We start from the raw sequence: 17,991 nt of genomic DNA, 5'->3' as shown, positions 1-17,991 counted from the left end.
AGTTGGCATGCGGATTGCGGTGACTGGGGGGCTGGGGCGGATCGGCCGGGCGGTGGTGGCCGAGCTCGCCGCGCATGGTCAGGAATCCGTCCAGGTCGATGTCGCGCCGACACGGGAGCAGTGCCCCGGCTACCGGCGGGCCGATCTGCGTGAACTATGGCAGGCCGTGGATGCGCTGGACGGGGTGGACGCGGTGGTTCACCTCGCCGCGACAGGGCTGCCCGACTCGCACACGCTGCACCCGAGACTGGCGGAGGGGGCGACGTTCACGGTGAATGCGACGTCTACGTACAACGTGTTCCGGGCGGCGGCGATGCACGGCATCCAGCGCGTTGTCTGGGCCTCCAGTGAGACTGTCCTCGGCCCGCCCTTCCGGATTGCCGGCCCTGGCCATCTGCCCTTGGACGAGTCCCACCCTGTACGCCCGGAGACCTCCTACGCCCTGTCGAAGGCAATAGGTGAGGAATTGGCGCGGCATTTTGCCCACCGCTATTCGATGACCCTGGTGGCCCTCCGCTTTTCGGTCGTCATGGACCGTATGGACTACGCGGCTCTGTCCGAGTACTGGGCCGAGCCGGAACGCGGCCGTTGGAACCTGTGGAGCTACGTAGACCTCGCCGATGCGGCGGTGAGCTGCCGGCTCGCCCTGACGGCAGGGCTGGCCGGCGCGATGGCCGTAACGCTGGCGGCTCCCGACACCCTGTCCGACAGGCCCACCGCGGAGTTGCTCGACAGGTACTGGGCAGGAGTGCGGGTCGCCAGGCCCCTGGGCACTTTTGAGTCGCTCCAAAGCAGTGCGAAAGCGCACGAATTGTTCGGTTGGCGCCCGGTGCGGTCCTGGCGGGACAACGATGGGTGAGAGCTCAGTCCGACCTGTCGGCGCAGCGCGTGCCGGAGGGATTGTGGCCGTGCGGTAGATCGGCGAAGAGCTCCTTGAAAGTCGGCGAGAGCCGCATGAAATCAAAGGCGGGCTCGTATCCGAGCAACTCCCGTGTTTCGGTGATGTCCAGTCGCTTGAACCAATTGTTGCTGACGGCATGGAAAATTCCGAAGGTGATTCCCTCGACTCGGATGGCACGTTCCAGGAGGCGATACAAGTCCTCATCCGCCACAAAGGTTCCGATCATCCAGTCGGAGTCCGAAGCCTCTGCTGCATCGGGTTTTTGGAAGGCGCCAATGCGTACCGCCATTACCGTGAGCCGTTCGCGCTCGGCCATGTAACGGCCAAGCGCCTCGCCAAAACATTTAGTGACTCCGTAGAGATTTCCCGGGTTTACCGGGGTGTCCGCCGAGATCTGACGGCCGGGGCTGTAGCCGGATACGGCGTGCACCGACGAGGCGAAGACGAGTCGCGGGCAGCGGGCCTCCTTTGCGGCAGCGAATGTGTGGTAGGTGCCTACGATGTTGGCTGCGAGCAAACTGTCCCAGCCCGCGGCAGTGTTCGAATCGGCTGCGAGATGCAGGACGCAGTCGGCGCCCCGGAAAAGTTCTGTGAGCCGCGGAAGATCCGCCAGATCGCAGTGCTCGGTCCGCCCATAGGCGGCGATTCCTGAAAGATCGACTCCGGGGCGGTCCAACAGGACGAGCTCGAACCGGTCTGCCGCGAATTCCGCGAAACCCCTGCCTATGCGCCCGGCGGCGCCGGTGAGGATCACTCGGAGGCGCCCCTCTGTAAAGGGAAAGGGTGTTTGAATAGTGACCGCATCGCTCATTTGTGCCCCAGCTGTCGGTGTCGACCTTGGGATCAGGGTCTTCCCCTGAACGGGAAAATGCTATCGGCGCGAACGTAGTGGGCGTATCGTACGGGCCCAGTGCTGGAGTTCCGAGGGGCAGAAACGGTCGAATGGTCTCGCACGATTCAATGGGAGATGGCGGCGAAGGACCTCGCAGATTCGTGATTGCCGCGGGGACCGGAAGCTACGTGCAGTCGGGCATCGAAGACCTTCCCGGTGTAGAAGGTGACGTGGAACTCATGGCGACGCTGTTCGCCTCCCTCGGCTACGAACGGGTGCTCGCGGAGCGGAGTCGAAACCCGGCGGCCGGGGAACTCGTCTCAGGCCTGGAGGAGTGGGTCGGGTCGGCGGACCGCAGGCCGGACGACATCGTGGTGCTCTACTACGCCGGCCACGGCGTGCGCGCCAGCGGCGGACGCCATTATCTGCTCTGCGCCGACAGTGTCGAGAATCGCCTGGTGTCGACCGCCATCAGAACGGACGACCTGGCTCTGGTATTCGCGGACGACGCGGTGCGCGCCCGCGTGCTGATCGTCCTCGACACCTGCTACGCGGGTGCCGGGACGACCGACATCGCCATGGTGGCGAACCAGTTGGCGACCGGGAGGGCGACGGCGGCGGGAAATCTGTGGCTCCTCGCCGGCGCCCGGGCCCGGGACGAGGCCGGCGAAGGCGTACTGACCAGTGCTCTGGCCGGGAGCCTTGCCGTACCGAAGGCCGGCGCGCACCAGCAGTACATCGACCTGTCCGAGATCACCGAGCGGATCAACGAGGATTTCCGCGCGAACCACCCTTACCAGCATGCGAGTTGCACATCAGTGGACACCGCTGGAGTGCCTCCGTTCTTCCCCAACCGGAACTTCGTACCCGGCCTGTTCGGTGGGGAGCTGGACGTCGAGACGCTCGCCAGGATGAGGCGGGAGCGATCCGCGCACTTCGATCCACGCGCCCGCGGAGTGGAGCACATCGGGGAGATGGGCTCGTACTTCACCGGACGGGTCGCTGCTCTCACGTCGTTGTCCCGCTGGCTGTCCGAGCCCTCTCACGACCGCCGTGCGCGGGTTGTTACGGGTGGGCCTGGATCGGGCAAGTCCGCCCTGCTCGGACGCCTGTTGCACCTCGCGGACGCACCGGTGGCCGATGACCGGATTCCCTCCGAGACCGTGCCGCCGCCCGGGTGTGTCACCACGCACCTCCACCTGCGCCGCAGGACCCTCGACGACGTCGTCGCCGAACTGGGCCGGGCCGCCGGTTGTGTGGCCACCACGCCGGACGATCTGCTGGGCTTCCTGCGTGGCCGGTCCTCGCAGTTCACGGTACTGCTCGATGCCTTGGACGAGGCCGGAATCGTCGGTGACCAGGCGGAAGCGACGTTGATCGCACGGGCGTTGCTGCGGCCGATGTCGACCATGGCACAGGTCCGGCTCATTGTCGGCACCCGGCGGGGTCCGATCGAGGCCCTGGGCACCGGCGTCCAACTCATCGACCTGGACCGGCCGGAGTACGCGGGCATCCAGGACGTGGCCGACTACGTGACGGCCCTGCTGCTGGCGGAAGGTGACCCCGAAAGTCTCTCCCCGTGCCGGGGGCGGTCGGATCTCGCTGCCGCGGTGGCCGGTGGGGTCGCTGTCAGGGCGGGACAGTCCTTCCTTGTCGCCAACATGACAGCCCGCTCGCTGATCAACCGTCAGGTGGAAGTGGATCCGAGCCAGGCCGGCTGGCACCGACGGCTGCCGAACGAGGTGAAGGACGTCTTCGCCGCCTACCTGTCGCGCTTCGGGGCCAACGAGTGGCGGGTGCGCAGACTACTGACCCCGCTCGCTTACGCCGAGGGGCAGGGTCTTCCGTGGGACAACGTGTGGGCGGCGCTTGCTTCGGTGCTGGCAGGGGTGCGCTGTTCCGACGAGGACGTCAACTGGCTCCTGGGGAACGCCGGAGCGTACATCGTCGAGGTGCGCGTGGGCGACCGCTCGGTATTCCGGCTCTACCACGAGACGCTCGCAGAGTTCCTCAGGGACGCCCGGCGCGACAAGGAGGCACACCGCCGGATCACCACGACACTGCTCGGGCAGGTGCCGACCACAGCAGGGCGTCGCGCCTGGGGCGATGCCCATCTCTATATACGGAGCCATTTGGCCAGCCATGCGGCGATTGCCGGCAGCCTGGACGATCTGCTGGCCGATCCGGAATTTCTGGTGCATGCCGATCCGGGAGTCCTGGCGCCGGCACTGCGCTGGGTCGGTGGCGAGCAGGCGCGGACGGTGCGTTCGATCTACCGGTCCTCACTCACGCTGCACCGCCAGTCCGATGCCGTGACACGGAGGCAGATACTGGCCTTCGACGCCGCGAGCCATCAAATGAGGTCCTTGGCGCGGGAGTTGAGCGCGGACCTGCCCTGGCGGGTGCGGTGGGCCACCGGCTCCCAGGCCAATCCAGCTCTGCAGATGTCCTTCGTCGATCACTCCCATGGAGTGAAGAGCGCGGATTGCTTCGAACTGGACCAGCAACCCTATGCCGTCACGGCGAACACGGACGGCATGCTGCGACTGTGGGACCTGAGCAACGGGAACCTGCACGGAATGCTCCGTGGCCACATGGCAGAGGTGAACTCTGTGAACTGCGTGCGGTCCGGCGGCGAGGTGCTCGGGATCAGCGCGAGCAGCGACGGCACGGCCCGGGTGTGGAACTTGAGGGAGGAGAGCGAGAGCGCGGTCTTCAGCGGGCACGTCGGGCGGGTGGGCGTGGCGGCCGGTCTGGTTGTCGCGGGACGTCTGATGCTGGTGAGCGGTGGTGACGATCGCACCATCCGGCTCTGGGACATCGCCACCGGGCGGGAGAAGCGGCGCCTGCACGGTCATACGGGCGCTGTCCGGGCCCTCGCATGCGCAGAGATCGACGGTGAGCCGCTCATCGCCAGTGGCGGGAGCGACGGCACCGTACGGTTGTGGGACCCCTCCGGAACCACGCCCGCACAAGCCGGGCGCCGCTTCGGGGAACGGGCGGTGCTCACGGGGCACTCCGGCGAGGTGAACACGGTGACCTTCGCCGAACTGGGGGGCGCGCCCGTGGTGATCAGTGGTGGGGACGACCGCACCGTCCGCGTCTGGGACGTGCGGCGACAGGAGCAGCGGTGCCTGTTCTCCGGTGACATGGGGTGGGTCCGGGCGGTGGCCTGCATGACGCTCGATGGCCGGAAGGTGGTGGTGTGCGGTACCGACAGCGGCCACGCCCACATCTGGGACCTGCACCAGGAAGTCGAACTGAGCGTGCTGATAGGGCACACGCACTGGGTGCGGGCTGTCGCGGGGGTGCGGATCGAGGGGCGCACCGCGGTGGTGACCGGAGCCAGTGACGGCACCATGTGCGTATGGGACCCCAGCGTGGAGCCCAACCCCAAGGACGTGGTGGGGCATGCGGGCGGAGTGAACGCTGTGGGTGCGGTGAGTGTGGAGGGCCGTGCCCTCGCCGTCAGCGGTGGGGACGATCGCACGGTGCGCGCCTGGGACGTCGAGTCCGGTCGTCAGCGCGGAGTCATCGAGGGGCACAGCGGGTTCGTTCGGGCGGTGGCCGGCGCCAGGATCGATGAGGCGACGGTGATCGTCAGTGGCGCCAGCGACGGCACTGTTCGGGTGTGGGACCTGTTGGGCTGGCGGCAGCGGGCGGTCCTGACCGGGCACACCGACTGGGTCAGCTCGGTGGCCTGCACGCAGATCAGGGGCAGGCCCGTGGCTGTCAGCGTCAGCGACGACTGCACCTTGCGGGTCTGGGATCTGCGCAGCAACAGTGAGCGCGACATCTTGTCGGGGCACGCCGGTGGGATCAACACGGTGGCGTGCACGTCCTTGGACGGGCGGCCGGTCGCGCTGACCGGGGCGTTCGACGGCTCGATACGGTTGTGGGACCTGGAAACCGGCCGGACCTCCGCGGTGTTCACCGGTCATACGGGCTGGGTGCGGGCGCTGGACTGCGCCACGCTCGACGGGCGTCCGGTGGTGGTCAGTGTCGACGACGACGGTGGTGTGTTCGTGTGGGACCTGAAGGACCGCAAGAGGTGTGTGCGCCTGAGCGATGCGGGGGTCGGCACCAACGCCATCTCCTGTATGCGGCTGCGGGATCGCAAGGTCGTCGTGACGGCGGGGGACGACCGGATCGTACGGTTCTGGGACCTGCACACCTGGGAGCGTCAGAAAGGCTTCGTGCTCCCCGCCCCGGGGTGGTCGCTTGCCATGGCCCCGGACAACCGACTGGTGGTGGGAACGGGGCGGGAGGTCTGCGTGTTCGACTACTACGGAGAGGGCGCGCCCGGCTGAGCCGGGCGCACCAGCCGTTCCAGGTCCTGGATCTGCTGTCCCAGCCAGCGGACCGGATCTCCGCCCGCGACCGCGGCACGCAGCCCCGCCGCCCTTCGGCATCGTTCGGCGGGGGACAGGTCGACGGCGTTCCGCAGCGCTCTGGCGGTCGAGCCGACGTCACGCGGGTGGTGCAGCAACTCGGATTGGTGACCGAGCAGATCGCTGCTGCCTGCGGTGCGGGAGAGCACCAGGGTGCCGTGGCGCGCGTTGAGCTGGGGCCCTTCCTGTGAGACGAGGTTCATGCCATCGCGTACCGGGTTCACCAGCAATACGTCATAGGACTTGAGCGCCGCCAGGCACCGGTGCACGTCGTACCCCAGGTGCACGCGAAGGCAGCCGGGAAACCGCCGGTTCAGACGGTCGGCCAGTTCTCGGATCCGCTGGGCGTGGACGCGGTACTCCGGCACGCGTTCCCTCGACGGTGTCAGGCAGGCGGTCATGACTACCTGGCCTCGCAGCTCCGGCGCCCGCCCCAGGAACAGCTCGTACGCCTCCAGGCCGCGCAGGATGTTCTTGGACGGGTCGATCCGGTCCACCCGGACGATGTGCCGGACCGCGGGGTCGAGCGCGAACCGGCGCTCCCAGGCTCCGACCTCCGGACTCCGTGCGGTGGCGGACAGCAGGGCCGAGTCCGCGAGCACCGGGTAACACTTGATGGTGGTGGTGCGAATGGGGCCGGGGGGACAGGGGGACCTCGGGGAGCGCGAAGGCTCCACCATGCCGGTCAACTGCCGGCCCGAGCCTGTGTGGTGCACCCGGTGCCCCCAAGCCTCGCAGCAAGCAAGGAAGTTGGTTATCCAACGCGGGGACTGGAAGCCGATCAGGTGTGCCGCCAGCATGCCGTCCACTACCCCGCTGGAGACGGACCGTGGCAGCTGGGCCAGTTCGCCGGGAGTGCAGAAGGGTGTGTGCAGGAAGAGTCCGACGGGCTGGTGCGGACGTACGGCACGGAGGAACCAAGGGGTGGTCGCCAGTTGATAGTCCTGGACCAGCACGGGGGTGCCGGGCCGAGTCTGCCGGACGAGGTACTCCGCGACACTCCGGTTCACCTGCTGGTAAGAGCGGGTGAAGGTGGCCTGCTCCGGGGGCGGGCCGCCCGTGCCGGCGAGGTCCGGCCACAGACCGTGCAGGGCTGTCCAGAGCATACGCACGCCAACGTCGTCGTAGTACTCACGGTAGGTCTGCTCGCTGACCGGGACAGGGGTGTAGGCGTAACCCAGGTGCCGGGTGAGCCTCGCACGCTCCGTGGCGCCGGTGATGCTGTGGTCCGCTTCCGAGGCGGAGGGTGCCACCCACAGCGTGCGTCGGGGAAGTTCTCGCGCGGCGGTGTCGAGGAGGGAGGTGACGCTCCCCGGTCGGTGTTCCATCCGTGGTTGCGGCCCCGTGTCCGAGAAGGTGACGGGGCCGCGGTCGGAGGCGATCGCGAGGGTCTGTGTCACGGCGGAGGTACCACGGCGAGGTCGGCCGGCTCCGCGGCGAGCGCCCGTGGTGCGGTCAAGGGATGGCCGCGCAGGGCGTTGGCGATCGCGTGCACCAATCCGAGGTGGACGGTCTCGACCACCCCGTAGTCCCAACTGGGCACGTGCAGAGCCACATCGACCCGGTGCAGGGCGCGCCCGCCGTCGGAGCCGAGGAGCCCGATCGTGGCGGCGCCGAGTTCGCGTGCCGTGTCCAGGCCCGCCAGCACGTTCTCCGAGTTGCCGCTGACGCTGACGGCGACCGTGACGTCCTGCGGGTCGAGGAGGGTGTCCAGCTGACCCGCGAAGCCCTGGGCACTGCCGTTGTCGTTGATCCAGGCACTGAACAGCGAAGAGTTGTCGGCGAGTGCGACGACACGCAACCGCTCGTGCCGAGTGCGGCCGATTCCCTTGGATAGGTCGCACGCCATGTGGCCTGCGGTGGAGGCACTGCCCCCGTTGCCCATGACGTAGACCCGGGCCCGGCGACGCCGGGCCTTGTTGAGAAGCGTCACGGCCTGGTGCACCGCGCCGGGGTCGATTGCGCCGAAACCTTTGGTGGCTTCCCGGAGGAAGATCTCGTAGTTGTGCGGCGCGGATCGCGTGCGACGGCGTGAGGGAGCCTGACCGCTTCGGAGCACTGTCGGGTCATCCGACACGTTCGGCGATGCCTGTTCGGAAACTGTGGCCACGGGTTGCGCACTGGTGTCGGAGGACCCAAAACATAGGCGGTGCACTCCCAGCAAGCGACGACATTATTGTACGAAATTGTACGAACCTGCCTTGCCTCCCACGGATGTTAGCCCGGAGGTCACGCCTCCGCAGGTGTGTCGCCGGCTTTGGTGCAAGACGCCGTGCCCCAGAAGGGCCCTGGCTGCTCTACGGCGGCACCTGCGAGGCGTTGACACCGATCCCGCAGCACGGGCTGATGGCAGATCGGGACCGACTTCCACGGCCTGAGGGGCACGCTGCGCCGCGCCGATCGCGTCTCGCGCTCCGGTTGATCCCGGTCGGCAGCAGCACGACCCCTGTCGCCGTTCGCACTTCAGAGCCAGGAGGGCGAACGGCGACAGCACAAGGTGAAACCGATCTTCACGGCCACGACCACGGCCACGACCACCCGGAGTCCGACGGTCACCGAAAGACCGCAATTATCCGGTCTTGAGTTCAGTAGATCGTGGCGGGTACCTGCTGTGCGCTTTGACGAGTGAGTGCGAAGGCCCCACGTACTGCGACCTGTCGGTCCGTCACGCTGTAGAGAGGGATCTCCTGCATCAGCTCCGCGTGCTCCGCGCCTGAAGCGATGAAGCGCTCCAGGAAAACGGTGTCCGAGATCAGGAGGTCACAGACCCCGGGCGCCTGTAGCACCCCGCTCGTCAGCCAGACAGAGCCGCCCTCGCTCATACAGGTCAGCACGATGCTGCGGAGGAACTGCCCCAAGATGGCGCCGAACAGTCGCATGATCTCGCGGCAGCAGGCGTCGCCGCCGACAGCGGCCGCGGTGATCACTGGGCCGATGCCGCGGTGCTCCCGCCGGAAGCGGTCGACGTGCTCCTGGATGTAGGGGCCCGGCTTCTTCCGCGTGGTCATGAAGTCGTACATGTGGTCGATGCCGCGGAGTCCGCCGATGGACAGCTCCACCGAGATCGGGATGCCCGGTCGGAGTCGCTGCAGCGATCGGAGGTAGTCCTCCTCCAGGGCGGTCACCGGCTGCCAGGTGACATGCCCCGACTCCGCTGGGTGGGCCTGTCCGGCCCTGTCCACCGCGGCGCTCCCTACGCCGGTGCCGACCGATACGGCCAGAAGGGCCGGGCCTGGATGAGGCGTTACCTCCGGGGTCAGCGCCACCCAGTCGGACTCGTCGAGGTCGGCGACTCCGGCTGTCGTGGCGACCATGTCGTTGAGGGTCGTGAGCGTCATCCCCAGGTCCGCGGCGAAGGCGCGGCGCCGGAAGGTGGGCCACTGTGGATGGTTGGTGATTCTGACGTCGCCGTCGCGTCCGGGCCGCCCTGCCACGCCCGCGACCAGCGATCGGGGCAGACAGCCTGCCATGTCGAAGCATCCGTAGAAGAGGTGCTCCAGAGAGTCGTAGTCGGCGGACCGCGCCTGAACGTGCCTGGTCTCTCCGGTGATCGGGTCCAGGAACCACATGTGTGTCTTGGTGCCGCCGGCATCGATGCCGGCGATGTCAGTACGCGGAAGGCTGGTGATTCGCTCTCGCGAAATGTGCGGCATGGCATTCCTCATGTGTAGGTGGCCGGTTGCAACCGGCCACGAACGGCGGGCGGTTGACGAAAACCGCTCGGTGCGTCGGCCGCCCGGTGTCGAAGTGCCGGAGACCGCTACGGTGTTCCCGCTCGCGCCAGGGGGATGTCGAGGATCGTCAGGAGGCCTGCACCAGAGAGGCAGGTTCAGGCCGCGGTCTTGGATACCTTCTCTCAAGCCAGGTTAGAGTCCGGGCCTCTCCCGCATAATCCCTCTAATTGGCGAACTTCCGCACAGGCACGTTATGCGGCGCCGTGTTCGGCTTTGCGGAGCAGACATGACGGCCCAAAACGCTCCGGCGAGCCGTACGGATCCTCTTCTCCGTCGTACCGGGGCGGCGGAGTTGCCGGGCCTGGCACAGACCCGCGACGCCAACCGGAGCGTCAATGAGCAAAGGCGTGCTGAGCTGCTCACGGATGGCGGCACGCGTCAGACGCCGAGGCTCGGATGGTCTCTGAGCTGCCTGCGGGAGCTGATGTCGAGCTTGCGGAAGATGTTGCGCAGGTGGGCGTCGACGGTGCGTGGGCTGAGGAAGAGGTGGGCAGCGACTTCTTTGGAGGTCGCCCCGGTGGAGACGAGCCGGGCAATGCACCTCTCCTGTTCGGTGAGCCGGCCGTCAGTGCTCCCGGACCGGCTCTGGGCCTTCTCACCGGTGGCCCGGAGTTCGTCCGCCCCTCGCCGGGCGAGCGCCTCGGCCCCTATCTCGGACGCCAACTCGTGTGCGGTACGCAGGTGTTGGCGGCAGTCGCGTCGACGCCCCCGGCGCCGCAGCCACTCCCCGTACAGGAGGTGGGCTCGGGCCCGGTAAGGGACCAGGGGACTCTTGTCGAGATGCTCGATGGCCTCCCGGTAGTGGTCTTCGATCCCGGTGACCAGCCCTCGTGCGTATGCCGCGATCCCCAGGCCGGAGACAGTGTCACTGGCCTCGGTGCGCTCGGTCAGCGATACCAGCGCTTCGGCGGCCGCCTCGTGCTCACCGCACCGGACCGCTGCCTCCACCAGTTCCGGCAAGGAGAAACCGGCGAGGAAGAGGTCGCCATGTGCGGTGGCCTGCCGAGCCGCGGTCAGTGCGGCGGAGTAGTCGCCCAGGCTGTTGTGCAGCACGGCGGCTGCCCAGTGCGTGTTGGCCATCAGCTGCCCCGCGCCGCTCGCCGCCGACGTCGCGGTGACCGTCTCGAACAGCTCCAGCGCTTCTTGTCGTCGGCCGCGCATCGCTGCCAGTTGCAGCCTGTGGTACGTCACCGGGGGACCGCCGACGGCGTCGGCGATGGCCTCCTCCTCGGTGATCGCGGCCATGGCCCGCCCGAGGTCACCCGAGAACGCGCTGCTGGACGCCGTCTGCGCCAGGCCCAGACGCAGCAGGAGCGGCGAGCCCGACGCGCGGCCGGTCTTCATCAGCCACTCGGTGATCTCCTCGTGGGTGTGCGGGTCCCACAGTTCGCAGGCCAGCACGACGGCGAGTGCGGGCCGCCGGATCCACATCGGGGCGTCGTCCCCGTGGAGAGCCTTGCGTATCAGGGGGTAGGCGGCCCTGGGCCCGTCCGTGGTCAGGAGGATCAACGCGTCCAGGACATCCGGTGATCGCGGTGCGGGCGCCGAGGCCCGTGCCGCCGCGAGGACCCTGTCCATCACCCCGGTGGCCCGGCCGACGACCAGGCTCATCTCGAGCGCGTCCAGGAAGCATTCGCGCGACCACTCCGGGTCCACGTCCGCGAGCCGCTGGGCGGCGCGCAGCATGTACATCGGGCCGTTGTTGTCGTTGTCCCGCAGAAACGCGAGCTGCCCGTGCAGCAGGTCGGCGCGGGCGCGCTGGCGGGTGTGCAGTGTCAGGTGCCCGACTGTGGCCAGGAGCTGTCGTGCGGCGTCGCTCGTACCCGCGTCTATGTGTGCCCGCACGGCTGTCAGAGTCCGTTCGGTGCGCTTGGCGGCGTCCAGCGACAGGGCCGCGGCACGTTCGGCGAAGGCAGCCGCAGCCGCTGTCCCGCCCCGGGCCTGTGCACGGGCCGCGGAACGCTCCAGCTCGGCGGCGACGTCCTCGTCGGGCCCGGTGCCGGCCTGGGCCCGGTGCCAGGCGCGCCGGTCGGGATCCACGGCCGGGTCCGTGACGTCGGCCAGCGCCCGGTGGGCCGACAGGCGCTCCCCGGGCCGTGCGGCGCGGTAGACGGCGGACCGGGCCAGGGGGTGGCAGAAGCGGATGCGGGTGGAGAACTCGACCAGCCCGGTGGCGGCCGCTTCCTCGCCTGCCACCGTCACGTCGATGTCCAACTGCCGTGCGGCGGGCCACAACAGAGCGGGACTTCCCGTCGGGTCGGCGCTCGCGATCGTCAGCAGCAGTCTTGTCCCGTCGGGCAGTCCCGTCAGCCTCGCCCGGTAGGTCCGCTCGACACGGTTCGGCACCGACGTGGTGGCCGGCGGGGCGAACCCGCCGGCCGCCGGTAGTTCGAGCAGCGCGAGGGGGTTTCCGCGTGCCTCCGCCACGAGCTGGTGGCGTACCTGGTCGTCGAGGGTCAGGTGACTTCTTCTGCCCAGCAGCGTCCGTGCGTCGGTGTCGCTCAACCCGCCGACCGTCACGGTGGGCAACGCCGCCAATTCACCCGCCTCGCATCCTGGCCGGGCGGTGAACACCATGCCCACCGGCTCGCAGGCGATGCGCCTCGCGAGAAAGGCCAGCACCTTCGACGAGGCGGTGTCCAGCCAATGCGCGTCGTCGATCAGGCACAGGAGCGGACGTTCACCGGCCGCGCAGGACAGCAGTTCCAAGGCCGCAAGACCGACGCGGAACACATCAGGCGCGCCGGCCCCCAGCCCGAACGCGTTCTGCAGAGCCTCACGATGCTGGGCATGCAGATGAGAGAGATACGACAGCAGCGGCACGCACAGCTGGTGGAGGCCGGCGAACGGCAATTCCTTCTCGTATTCCGAACCGGAGGCTCGCACGATCCGCATTTCCTGAGCCGTTCGCCCGGCATACTCCAGCAGAGCACTTTTACCGATGCCCGCTTCACCCAGCAGGACGAGGGCCCCGCCGCGGCTCGCGCGCGCGGTGTTCGTCAGCTCCGTCAGGCACCCGATCTCCCGCTGCCTGCCGATGAGTTGTCCGAAAGAGTCGACCGATGTCACGCCGCACACAATAGGCGCGTCAGGACACAGGTGTGACCGTCACGTCCAGGTGGTCGAGACCGCGCAGGCCGTTGTTGATCATCGGTCGGCGCTCGTTGATGTCGAAGCGGGCGACCCGGTCGGCGAGCCTTTCCAGCAACGCGCTCATCTCCAGCCTGGCGAGGTGCATCCCGACGCACACGTGCTCGCCCCGCCCGAAGGCGAGGTGGTCCGAAGGGCGGCGGGTGATGTCGAAGCGCGTCGGGTTCGCGTAGTGGCGCTCATCGCGGTTGGCGGAGGCATAGAGCAGCGCGACCCGTGACCCGGCGGCCAGCGGGACTCCGCCGACCTCATGATCCTCGGTGAGCACCCGGCTGAACTGGGGCACCGGAGTCTCCAGGCGCAACGACTCGTTGATCGCGTGCGGAATCAACGAGCGGTCCTCCCGCAGCAGGTCCCACTGGTCCGGGTTCTCGGCGAACAACGCGACCGCGTTGGCGATGGCGAGAATGGTCGTGTCCAGGCTGGGCGTGACGTAGTCGAGCATCATCACCGGGCACTTGTCGCGCGGGATCTCGCCACGGTCGGCGGCCTCGTAGAGCTGTGCGGCCCAGCCGTCGGGGTCGATCTTCCCCGGCACGGCGTCCTTCATGGCGAAGGCCATGAACTCCTCGACGGCGGGTCCCGCGGCGGCTGCCCGGTCGTCGGCGGGGCCCTGGGTGTTCCAGATGGCCGCGGCCCACTCCAGCATCTTCTCCCGTCCCTGGTCGGGAAGCCCGACCAGGTCCGACACCACGGTCATGGGCAGATACTCCGCCAGCTCGGTGACGACCTCGAACCGGCCTCGGCCGACGACCCGCTCGACGACCCGGTCGGCCTCGCTCTCGATCCGCGGAGTCACCTCGCGCATCCGGTCCGGCCGCAGCGGCCGTCCCAGCACCGAGCGCATCGCCGTGTGCTCGGGGGGATCGCTGCACAGCGTGATCCCCTCCAGTTGCGCGTTCACGTCCGGATCCACGAAGACCCCACGCGCTGACGAGAACGTCCGCCAGTCCATCAGCGCGGCGCGCACCTCTTCGTAGCGGGGCAACGCGTAAAGGTCGTAGCGGGACAGATGCACCACAGGCCCGAGGGCCCGCAGTTCGGCATAGAGATCGTACGGATCGGTGCGCGCCGATTCGGTGTAGAGATCGACGTCGCTGACGGGTATGTGGGACAACGGTTCTCCAAGGAAAAGGGGGTCCTTGGAGACGTTTCATCGTGGCGAGGTTCCTTCGCATCGGTAAGAACTACGTAGGTGCCTCGAAGATGAAGTCCAGGCGAGGTCCTGCCCGTTCGGCCTCCCGTTCTGCCCGCAAAGGCAGTACCCGTAGTCATGGTGTGTGCGATGCCGCCGACACGCGTCGACGCTCACCGGGACGCCCTGGCCGCGCAGCGGCGACGGGTGTTCCGGAAGGCGTCGCCGGGCGTTGCTGTCCCGGTGAGCTCTTCGGTGAGCTGGGGGAGTGGTCGATGACGATGGGACTGCTTGATGAGGTGGCTGCTCTGGCGTCTTGGAGGCCGGGTTGACGGTGGCCGCAGCCGGGCATCAGGCCGCCGCCCGCAGGGAGGGGCTCGTCCAGGCGTTGCACGGCCTGGCGGCACTCGACCGTAACCAAGCCGTCGCGATCTTGATCGTGGTCGAGCTGCTCGTGGCGGTCGGCCGCACCAACGCCTGGCGCACATCGACGAAAAGCCCGCGAGGTACGAGCGGATGGGCCAAGCCCGGCCGTAAGCGGTCTCCCGACCCCTTGCAGGCGGTCGATGTTCTCGGGCTTGGTCTCACCCCGAGAGTGAAGCCGCTGCATGCCCGCCAGGGTGGTGTGTCAGACCACGGCGAGACGGTCCACCAGCAGTTCCACCCGCTGCGCGGCGTCCTCCGGCAGTTGCCGCCCCGCCCGGGTCAGGGTCGCGAGGCCGTGCAGTGATGCCCAGAACACTTCGGTGAACAGCCCCGGGTGGACGCCGTCCCCGGCGACCTCGCCCAGGCTTTCCAGCAGCGCGGCGAAGGCGTCCTTGAGAGGTTCCGGGGTGTCCTCGTCCGCGAAGGCCAGGCCGCCGTCGAGCTGGAACAAGGCGTCGTAGACCGCCGGGTTGCGTGCGGCGAAGTCGAGGTAGGCGCGGGCCAGGGCCGTGACGCGGGCCCGGGGGTTGTCCGCGGCGGAGGTCGCGGCACGTACCGTCGCGGCCAGCTCCGCGGCGCCTTCGATGGCGACGGCACCGATGATCTCGCGCTTGCCGCGGAAGTGGCTGTAGAGGACGGGCTGGCTGTATTCGATGCGCTCGGCGAGCCGGCGGGTGGTGACCGCGTCCCAGCCCTGCTGCTCGGCGAGTTCACGGGCCGTCGCGACGATGAGGCGCTCACGCTCCGCCCGTTCGCGCTGCTTGCGTTCCTGTACCGACATGATTCGATCCTAGCACTGCTAGACAATCAAGCGGCAGCAGTACTAGCGTTGCCTCAACAGCTAGCAGCACTAGATGTCAGGGGGCAGTATGTTCAGCGCACTCGAGGTCGTCACCACCGTGGTCGTCGGCGTGATGGTGGGCGTGGAGTTCTCCGTCGGCTTCGTCATGAACCGGATCCTCAACGCACTCCCCGAGGACAGTGGCCAGCTCGGCCACGCCCGCGGGGGTCGGATGCTCGGTGCCGTGATGCCGGTCTGGTACATCGGCTCGCTCGTCCTCGTCGGCATCTGGGCGATTGCCGGATGGCACCACCACGGCACCGGCCTCGTCGTCACCGCCGGCGCGCTGCTGGCCCTCAGTGTGGTCATGTCGCTCCTGCTGCTTGTCCCGATCAACAACCGGAACAAGACGTGGACCCCTGACAACCGGCCTGCCGACTGGAAGCAGCAGATGAATCGCTGGGAGCGCTGGCACTACGTCCGCGTCGCCGTCATCATCGCCGCCTTCGCCGTGCTGGTCGCCGCCCTCACCTGAGCCCGCGGGCTCACTCATCCGGTCGTCGTCATCCCAACTGCTCGGCCGTGCGCCCGAAGTCCAGGCCCTCGCCAAGCGTCGGGGCAGCTTCCGCGTCCGGCGCTGAGTTCGGCCCAACGACCGTACGCCGATGGTGCCTTGTTCCAGTCTCACCGGGCGGCAGACCATAAGACGTCGTTTCACTTGGTGAGTCGGCGGTGGTTGATGAGGCTGGTCGCGATGGCGGTGAAGGCCAGGAAGTGTTCAGGCTTGCGTTCGTAGCGTCGGTGGAGGCGGCGGCAGCCTCCGAGCCACGACATGGTGCGCTCGACTACCCAGCGGTGTTGGCCCAGGCGGTGTGAGTTCTCCACACCGCGCCGGGCGATGCGAGGAATGATGTTTCGTTCGCGGAGCCAGCGCCGCAGGTAGGGATAGTCGTAGCCCTTGTCGCCGTGGAGCTTTGCCGGCCTGCGTCGCCGCGGTCCGCGTGGGCTGCGGACGGGCGGGATCCCCATGACCAGTGGTTGCAGGGCCAGGCTGTCATGAGTGTTGGCGGCCGAGATGGCAACAGAGACGGGCAGTCCGGACCGGTCCACGATGAGGTGGATTTTCGACCCTGCTTTGCCGCGATCGGTCGGATTCGGTCCGGTCAGTTGCCCCCTTTGAGGGCACGGACACTGACGGAATCAACGGCGAATCGTGACCAGTCCAATCCACCCTGAGCACCGAGTTCGTCGAGGATGACGCGGTGCAGACGAGCCCAGACACGCTCCTGACTCCAGCGCGCGAAACGCCGGTAGACGGTCGGCCAGGCCGGCCCGAACACCGGAGGCAGCTGCCGCCAGGAACAGCCTGACGTGGCCACGAACACGATCGCAGTCAGGCATTCACGATCCCCAGCTCGCCGACGGCCCCCGCCCTGCGGGCGTACCACCACCGTCTCTGGCACCACCCGCCGAAACAACTCCCACAACTTATCCGAGACCAGATGCTCAGCAAGACTCGTCATACCAACACAACGACGCTACCCGCCAAAGGAAACGTCGTCTAAGAGGCGTCACCTCGGAACCCTCCCCAAGGGGCATTCCATGGTCGCTACAGTTCGCGTCAAGGCATTCGACCACCTGGTGTGGTCCTCAATGTCGCCGATGTCGAACGGTCCCTGGACTTCTGCACCAACCTGCTCGGCCTGGAGCCGGTGCGCGTAGCGGAGTGGCGGGCCGGCGAGATCCCCTTCCCGTCGGTGCGGATCACCCCGGAGACCATCATCGATCCGGTCGCCGGCCCGCGCGGCGAGTCCCACGTCGACCGTCTCTGCCTCACCGTGTGTCCGGCCGACCGGGACGAAGTCATCAAGTCGGTCACCTTCACCGCACTGGAGGGCCCTGTCCGGCGCTTCGGTGCCCGCGGCAGCGCCACCTCCATCTCCATCTCCATCCGGGACCCGGACACCAACGCCCTCGAACTCCGCTGGTATCCCCACGACGCGGGCCCCAGCGACACCCACTGACCGATAGCGAGAGGAAGTACCGAAAATGGCCAAGCTGCAGAGTCTCGACCCGCACACGCCGATGTTCGCGCAGTTCAAGGAGAAGACCGGGCCCATTGTCCTGGCCAACACCTTCTTCGTCCCGACGGAGAGAGCGGAATCGTTCCTGGCCCTCTTTCGGAGGCAGGCCGAGTTCATGAAGGCGCAGCCGGGATTCGTCTCCCTGCGGATGCACAAAGGAACGGCGGACAGCCGGCTCCTGATGAACGTCGCGGTCTGGGAGTCGACCGACGCGCTCGGCGCGGCGTTCGGCAGCCCCGAGTTCCAGCGCATGGCGGCCGAGTTTCCCGACGACGTCGTGTCGTACCCGCACATCTTCGAGCAGATCGACGTATGACACGGCAGCTGTAGCCGCGTGACGGGCGTGATGTCCTCGTGCTCAGCCCTGCGGGCGGGCGATCCGGCTCGGGGTCTTCTGTACCCACTCCCGGGATCTCGGCAGCGGGCCGCCGAGATCCCGGCATCGGGAATGCAGCCGCCGCTCAGAGCCCACAACTGCGATCCCGACAAACCACGCTCCTCGATCCCGCGTCGCACTCGGTTACCTGTGGGCCGAGTGCGACCTGGATCCGGTCGAG

12 protein-coding genes and 1 pseudogene are annotated in these 17,991 nt (G+C 68.0%); 5 read left to right on the top strand and 8 right to left on the bottom strand.

Annotated features, from left to right (window positions below; all coding sequences use genetic code 11):
* The first annotated feature begins 7 nt into the window (after positions 1-7).
* Positions 8-859, top strand: a complete 852-nt coding sequence (locus AB0J02_RS22630; protein WP_363195535.1) for an NAD(P)-dependent oxidoreductase — start codon at positions 8-10, stop codon at positions 857-859.
* A 4-nt stretch (positions 860-863) separates the two neighbouring features.
* Here AB0J02_RS22630 and AB0J02_RS22625 read toward each other — a convergent pair whose 3' ends face one another.
* Entirely contained in the window at positions 864-1,712 is an 849-nt protein-coding gene (locus AB0J02_RS22625) for an NAD(P)-dependent oxidoreductase (protein WP_363195534.1), read from the bottom strand.
* 2 nt (positions 1,713-1,714) lie between these two features.
* Here AB0J02_RS22625 and AB0J02_RS22620 point away from each other — a divergent pair, with 2 nt between their 5' ends.
* Positions 1,715-6,043, top strand: coding sequence for a caspase family protein (locus AB0J02_RS22620; protein ID WP_363195533.1), 4,329 nt, complete (start codon positions 1,715-1,717; stop codon positions 6,041-6,043).
* On the opposite strand, the gene AB0J02_RS22615 is transcribed toward AB0J02_RS22620, so the two are convergent.
* The 6 genes from AB0J02_RS22615 to AB0J02_RS22590 all read right to left on the bottom strand — a co-directional run bounded on the left by AB0J02_RS22615 (position 6,019) and on the right by AB0J02_RS22590 (position 15,350).
* Entirely contained in the window at positions 6,019-7,524 is a 1,506-nt protein-coding gene (locus AB0J02_RS22615) for a trehalose-6-phosphate synthase (protein WP_363195532.1), read from the bottom strand. The genes AB0J02_RS22620 and AB0J02_RS22615 overlap by 25 nt on opposite strands.
* On the bottom strand, positions 7,521-8,069 hold the full coding sequence (locus tag AB0J02_RS22610) for an SIS domain-containing protein (protein ID WP_363195531.1): 549 nt from the start codon (positions 8,067-8,069) through the stop codon (positions 7,521-7,523). Before AB0J02_RS22610 ends, AB0J02_RS22615 begins: the two co-directional genes overlap by 4 nt.
* A gap of 640 nt (positions 8,070-8,709) precedes the next feature.
* Positions 8,710-9,777: a glucokinase gene (locus AB0J02_RS22605; protein WP_363195530.1), complete on the bottom strand. Its 1,068-nt coding sequence runs from the start codon at positions 9,775-9,777 to the stop codon at positions 8,710-8,712.
* Positions 9,778-10,236: 459 nt separating this feature from the next.
* Positions 10,237-12,927, bottom strand: coding sequence for a LuxR family transcriptional regulator (locus AB0J02_RS22600; RefSeq protein WP_363195529.1), 2,691 nt, complete (start codon positions 12,925-12,927; stop codon positions 10,237-10,239).
* Between the two features lie 19 nt (positions 12,928-12,946).
* Complete coding sequence (locus tag AB0J02_RS22595) at positions 12,947-14,125, bottom strand: cytochrome P450 (RefSeq protein WP_363195528.1); 1,179 nt, start codon at positions 14,123-14,125, stop codon at positions 12,947-12,949.
* Positions 14,126-14,771: 646 nt separating this feature from the next.
* Complete coding sequence (locus tag AB0J02_RS22590) at positions 14,772-15,350, bottom strand: TetR/AcrR family transcriptional regulator (protein ID WP_363195527.1); 579 nt, start codon at positions 15,348-15,350, stop codon at positions 14,772-14,774.
* An 88-nt stretch (positions 15,351-15,438) separates the two neighbouring features.
* On the opposite strand from AB0J02_RS22590, the gene AB0J02_RS22585 reads away from it, so the two are divergent.
* Positions 15,439-15,885 carry a DUF1772 domain-containing protein gene (locus tag AB0J02_RS22585; RefSeq protein ID WP_363195526.1) on the top strand — a complete coding sequence of 149 codons (447 nt, stop codon included), beginning with the start codon at positions 15,439-15,441 and terminating at the stop codon, positions 15,883-15,885.
* 179 nt (positions 15,886-16,064) lie between these two features.
* Here AB0J02_RS22585 and AB0J02_RS22580 read toward each other — a convergent pair.
* A protein-coding gene (locus tag AB0J02_RS22580) for an IS5 family transposase (protein WP_363195525.1) occupies positions 16,065-16,873 on the bottom strand; the annotation gives its coding sequence in 2 pieces (ribosomal slippage) (positions 16,065-16,523 and positions 16,526-16,873; 807 coding nt in all).
* Between the two features lie 79 nt (positions 16,874-16,952).
* Between AB0J02_RS22580 and AB0J02_RS22575 the strand changes: the two are divergent.
* Positions 16,953-17,374: pseudogene (locus tag AB0J02_RS22575) on the top strand (VOC family virulence protein).
* Between the two features lie 25 nt (positions 17,375-17,399).
* Entirely contained in the window at positions 17,400-17,750 is a 351-nt protein-coding gene (locus AB0J02_RS22570; RefSeq protein WP_363195524.1) for an antibiotic biosynthesis monooxygenase family protein, read from the top strand.
* Positions 17,751-17,991: the final 241 nt, after the last annotated feature.

The organism is Streptomyces sp. NPDC050264 (genome assembly GCF_040655895.1).
GTDB lineage: Bacteria > Actinomycetota > Actinomycetes > Streptomycetales > Streptomycetaceae > Streptomyces.
The sequence above is the reverse complement of the archived record's forward strand: the minus strand, read 5'-3'. Positions and strand labels throughout refer to the sequence as shown.